This window comes from Mycobacterium sp. SP-6446, from assembly GCF_001954045.1.
GTDB lineage: Bacteria > Actinomycetota > Actinomycetes > Mycobacteriales > Mycobacteriaceae > Mycobacterium.
Genome location: NZ_MBEM01000070.1, coordinates 1 through 5,548, shown reverse-complemented (window position 1 = coordinate 5,548; position 5,548 = coordinate 1). Strand labels below are relative to the sequence as shown.

General features: G+C 69.5%; 2 protein-coding genes. Both read right to left on the bottom strand.

Annotated features, from left to right (window positions below):
* Positions 1-4,706: type I polyketide synthase (locus tag A5736_RS05750; protein ID WP_076245045.1), on the bottom strand; the 4,706-nt coding region annotated here is incomplete at its 3' end.
* An 18-nt stretch (positions 4,707-4,724) separates the two neighbouring features.
* A partial coding sequence (locus A5736_RS05745) for a phosphopantetheine-binding protein (protein ID WP_254848294.1) occupies positions 4,725-5,548 on the bottom strand: 824 nt, incomplete at its 5' end.

Below are 5,548 nucleotides of genomic sequence, written 5' to 3'. Positions count from 1 at the left end.
CGCAGCGACGCGTCGATGAACTCACCGGCCAGCGAGTTGAGCACCACATCCACCCCGGCGCCGCCGGTCGCGGCAAGAAACTTCTGCTCGAATTCCAGCGTTCGTGAATCCCCGATGCGGTCGTCGTCAAAACCCATCGCCCGCAGCGTTTCCCACTTGCCGCGGCTGGCGGTGACGAAAACCTCCGCACCCCAATGGCGCAACAGTTGCACCGCCGCCATGCCCACCCCACCGGCCGCGGCATGCACCAGCACCCTCTGCCCGGCCTTCACACCGGCCAGCACCGACAACCCATACAGCGCGGTCAAAAACACCACCGACACGCTCGCTGCCTCCACCAGCGACCAACCCGTCGGCACCGCCGTCACCAGTCGCGCATCCACCACCGCCTCGGAACCCACCACCCCCAACAAACCCAGCACGGCATCGCCGACCGCAAGCCCGGTTACGCCCGGCCCGACCTCGACGACCACGCCCGCGCCCTCGACACCGATCTCGCCGCCGCCGGGATACATTCCCAGGGCCACCAACACATCCCGGAAGTTCACCCCCACCGCGGCCACCGCCACCCGCACCTGCCCGGCTGCCAGCTCCACGCGTGGGCATGACTGCACCACTAGGTCCTCCAGCGTGCCCGCGCGCCCTGCGGTCATCCGCCATGCGCCCTCCGGCAGCTCCAGCGCGGCACGGGCGGGGGTCAGCCGGGGGGCATAGGCCGTACCGGAGCGCACCACGAGTTGCGGTTCACCACAACCGATGACATCGCGAACATCCATCGACCCGTCCGAATCCACGAGGATCAAGCGGCCCGGGTGCTCGGCCTGCGCGGAGCGCACCAGCCCCCACACCGCCGCGCCGGCCAAGTCCTCGACATCCTCGCCGGCCCAACTGACCGCGCCGTGCGTCACCACGACCAGTTTCTCGGAATCATCTCCGGCGAGCCGCGATTGCAACACCCGCAGCACCTCATGGGTGGCCGCCCGCACCGAGCGGACCACACCGTCGGCCGCCGGGCCCAGCTGCCACACCGTCGCGCCGTCGTCGCCAATGCCAGTCGGTTCCACCGGAACCGGGGACCACACGACGTCGAACAAGCCGCCACCGCCACCGGCGGCCGCCGCGACCGCCGCCGACAGCGCCTTCGCCGAGACCGGGCGAAGCACCAACTCGCGCACCGACAACACGGGCAGGCCTGCACCATCGGCCAGGTCCACCGACACCGCCCCGGCGCCCGCGGGCGCGATCCGCACCCGGACCCTCGATGCCCCGGCTGCGTGCAGACACACGCCCTGCCAGGAAAACGGCAGCATCGTCTCGACCTGTTGGCCGACCACCCCCATCGCATGCAGCGCCGCGTCCAACACCACCGGATGAATTCCGAAGCCCGCGACCGTCACACCCTCACCGACGGCGACCTCAGCGAAAATCTCTTGCCCCCGTTGCCACATCGCCCGCACGCCGCGAAACGCCGGCCCGTACTCATAGCCCCGCGCCGCCAACACGCCGTACACATCGCCGGCGTCCACCGCCGACGCACCGGCCGGCGGCCACACCGACAGGTCCGCGGGTGCCGGCGAACCCGCGTTCAGTACGCCCTGCGCGTGCAATACCCAAATCGAATCCGCGTGGGCGCCACGCGAATAGACCCATACGGCGCGCGAACCCGACTCGGTGGCCGCGTCGACGACCAGCTGCACCCGCACCCCGCCGGTCTCCGGGAGCACCAGCGGCGCCAACAACGTGAGCTCCTCCAGGACCGAACAGCCGACCTCATCGCCGGCCCGCAGCACCAACTCCACGAATCCCGCTCCGGGAAACAACATCACTTCATCGACGACATGATCCGCCAGCCACGGGAAATCCCCCACCGACAGAGAACCCGTCAGCACCACGCCGCCCGAATCGGGCCGCTCTACTATCGCGCTTAACAGCGGGTGTCCGGCGTGCAGCAACCCCGCACCCCGCACGTCCGCCGATCCCACGGCGCCGTAAGGCAACCAATACCGTTGCCGCACAAATCCGTACGTCGGTAAGTCGACTCGGTTCCCGCCCCGCAACGCGGCGGGCCAGTCCACACCGACACCCCGGACGAACAACCGCCCCAGCGCGGCCAGCAGCGACTCGGCTTCGGGTCGATCCTTGGCCTGCGTCACCACCGACACCGCCCGGTCGGCGGTCAACGACTGCTCCACCGCGGCGGTCAGGCCACGGCCAGGACCCACCTCCACAAACGCGTCAGCCCCCAGCGACTCGGCGGCCCGTACGCCGTCGGCGAAACGGACGGGTTGCCGCACATGGTCAACCCAGTACTGCGCCGACCCGTAGCCGGCACCGGCCAATTGGCCGGTCAGGTTCGACACCAACGCAATTCGCGGTGGTGCGGCCGAAATCCCGTCGAGCAGCTTAGCGAACTCGTCGAGCATTGGCTCCATCAGTACCGAGTGAAACGCATGCGACACCGCCAGCCGGTGCACCCGGCGACCCGACTCCGCCAGCCGATCCGAGATCGCCTCCACCGGCTGTCGGGCACCCGAAATCACCACCGCATTGGGGGCATTGACCGCGGCGACGCTCACCGCCTCGGTCAGCAATGGTGCGACTTCCGACTCGCCGGCGGCCACCGCGACCATCACCCCGCCGGCGGGCAGGGCCGCCATCAACCTCCCCCGGCCCGCCACCACCCGGGCGGCATCCGCGAGCGACAACGCCCCGGCCACATGGGCCGCGGCGATCTCCCCGACCGAATGACCCGTCACGACGTCCGGCACCACGCCGCAGCGCCGCAATAGTGCGGCCAGTGCCACGTCGATGGCGAACAACGCCGGCTGAGCGAATTCGGTGCTTTCCAACAGTGCGGCGTCGTCGCCCCAGATCACCTGGCGCAGCGGCAATCGCAGGTGCGGATCCAACGCGGTGACCGCCTCGTCAAACGCCTCCGCGAACGCCGGGAAGCGGTCATGCAACTGCCGGCCCATCCCCAACCACTGCGAACCCTGCCCGGGAAACACGAACGCCGTCTTGCCGCCCGCTTGCGCACGCCCCACGACGAGGCCTCCGCCCGGCTCGCCGGCTGACAGCTCGATCAATCCCGCGACGAGATCGTCGCGGTCGGCGCCGATCACCACGGCCCGGTGGTCGAAGACCGGCCGCGTCGTCACCAACGACCAACCCACATCCGCCGGAGTCAGATCCGCGTCGGCGGCCACCCGCGCCAGCAATCGCTTGGCCTGGTTGGCCAGCGCCCGCTCCGAGCGGGCGGACAACACCCATGCCGTCGCGGTGTCATCGGGCTGCGCCGCAACGCTTTCGCTCTCCAGCGCCGGCGCCTGCGTCAGGGCCTCTTCCAAGATCACATGCGCGTTCGTCCCGCTGATCCCGAACGACGAAACGCCCGCCCGGCGGGGACCATCCATTGCGGGCCACGGCCGCGACTCCGTCAATACCGACACCGCTCCGGCCGACCAATCCACGTGCGGCGTGGGCACATCCACGTGCAACGTCTGGGGCAGCACGCCGTGTTGGATCGCCTGCACCATCTTGATCACTCCGGCGACGCCCGCGGCGGCCGAGGTGTGCCCGATGTTTGATTTGATTGACCCGAGCCACAGCGGCCGGTCCGCCGGCCGATCCTGTCCATACGTCGCCAGAAGCGCTTGCGCCTCAATCGGATCGCCCAACGTGGTGCCCGTGCCGTGCCCTTCCACCACGTCGACGTCGGCGGCGGCCAGACCGGCGCTGGCCAGCGCCGCGCGGACGACCCGCTGCTGGGACGGCCCGTTGGGTGCTGTGAGGCCGTTGGAAGCGCCGTCCTGATTCACCGCGGAGCCCCGCACGAGGGCCAGCACCGGGTGGCCCAACCGTCGCGCGTCGGCCAATCGCTCGACGACCAGTACCCCCGCGCCTTCCGACCACGCGGTGCCGTCGGCGGCACCGGCATACACCTTGCACCGGCCGTCCGGCGCCAGCGCCCGCTGGCGGCTGAACTCCACGAACGCCGCCGGGGTGGCCATCACGGTCACGCCGCCAACCAGCGCCAGATCGCTCTCTCCCGACCGCAGTGACTGCGCCGCCAGGTGCAGCGCCACCAAGGACGACGAACACGCCGTATCCACCGATACCGCCGGGCCTTCCAGTCCCAGGACGTACGACACGCGTCCGGAGGCCACGCTCAACGTCGAGCCGGTGAGGCCGTAGCCCTCCAGCTCGCCGTGCACCTCGCCGCCGTAGCCGGCGTGGATCACGCCGGCGAACACACCCGTCGCCGACCCGCGCAGCGCCAACGGGTCAATTCCGGCGCGCTCCAACGCTTCCCATGACAACTCCAGCATCAGCCGCTGCTGTGGATCCATCGCGAGCGCCTCGCTGGGCCCGACACCGAAGAATCCGGCATCGAAGTCGCCGGCGTCGGACAGGAAGGAGCCCTGGCGCACGTACATCTTGCCCGGCGTGTCGGGGTCCGGGTCGTACAGCCCGGCCACGTCCCAGCCCCGGTCCGCGGGAAAGTCGGCCACCGCGTCGCGGCCTTCGACCACCATGTCCCACAAGCCCTCGGGCGAATCCACGCCGCCCGGATACCTGCACGCCATCCCCACCACCGCCACCGGCTGGGACAGCTTGCCTTCCAATTCGGAAAGGCGCCGCCGGGTACGCCGCAGATCGGCGGTGAGGCGCTTGAGGTAATCGAGATGCTTGTCGGGGCCCGACACTGTCACTCCTTGCGGGCTTTAGGAGCCGAGCTCTTCGTCGAGGATGGCGAAGAGCTGGCTTTCGGTGGCGGATTCGATGTCCTCGTCGTCGGAGTCGTAGGACTCGTACGGGTCGAGGTGGGTGCTGAGGGTGGTCATCAGCGCCTGGATGCGGGTGGTGAGCTGCGTCTTGTCCTCGGGTTTCCAGTCGGGTTGATCGAGCAGTGCTTGTAGTTCACGAGTGACGTCGTTCAATCGGTTCAGCAGGTTCGGTTGGCCGGCGCTGGTGGTGTCGACGGCCAGCCGGCTGTCGAGATGTTCGGCCAACACGATCGGCGTCGGGTAGTCGAAGATCAGTGTGGGCGAAAGGGTCAGTCCGATAGCGGTTTTGAGCCGGTTGCGCAGCTCGACGGCGGTCAGCGAATCGAACCCGAGGTCTTGAAACACGGTTCCGGGGTTGATGTCGGCGGCGTTCTGGCGGCCCAACACCGTGGCGGCGTTGCTGCATACCACCTCGACGAGTCGGTCGTGTCGCTGCTCGGGCGTCAGGCCCTGCAGCCGCGCGGCGAAGCTCGTCATCGAGGCCGCCGTGGTGTCGGCGTCGTCGATGACACGCCGGGTGGGACGAGCGACGACCAACTGGCTCAGCAGCGGGGGCAGTGCGGCGCGCTGGTCGGCGAGTGCCGCTGCATCGACGCGCGCGGCCACCACCATGGGAAGGTCGGCGAGCATTGCGTCGTCGAAGAGTTGTAGGGCGTGCTCGGTGGACAGCGGCGCCAGCCCGAGTCGGGTCATGCGGGCCTTGTCGCGCTCGCCCAGGTGTCGGGTCATGCCGCTGGCCTGTTCCCACAGCCCCCACGCCA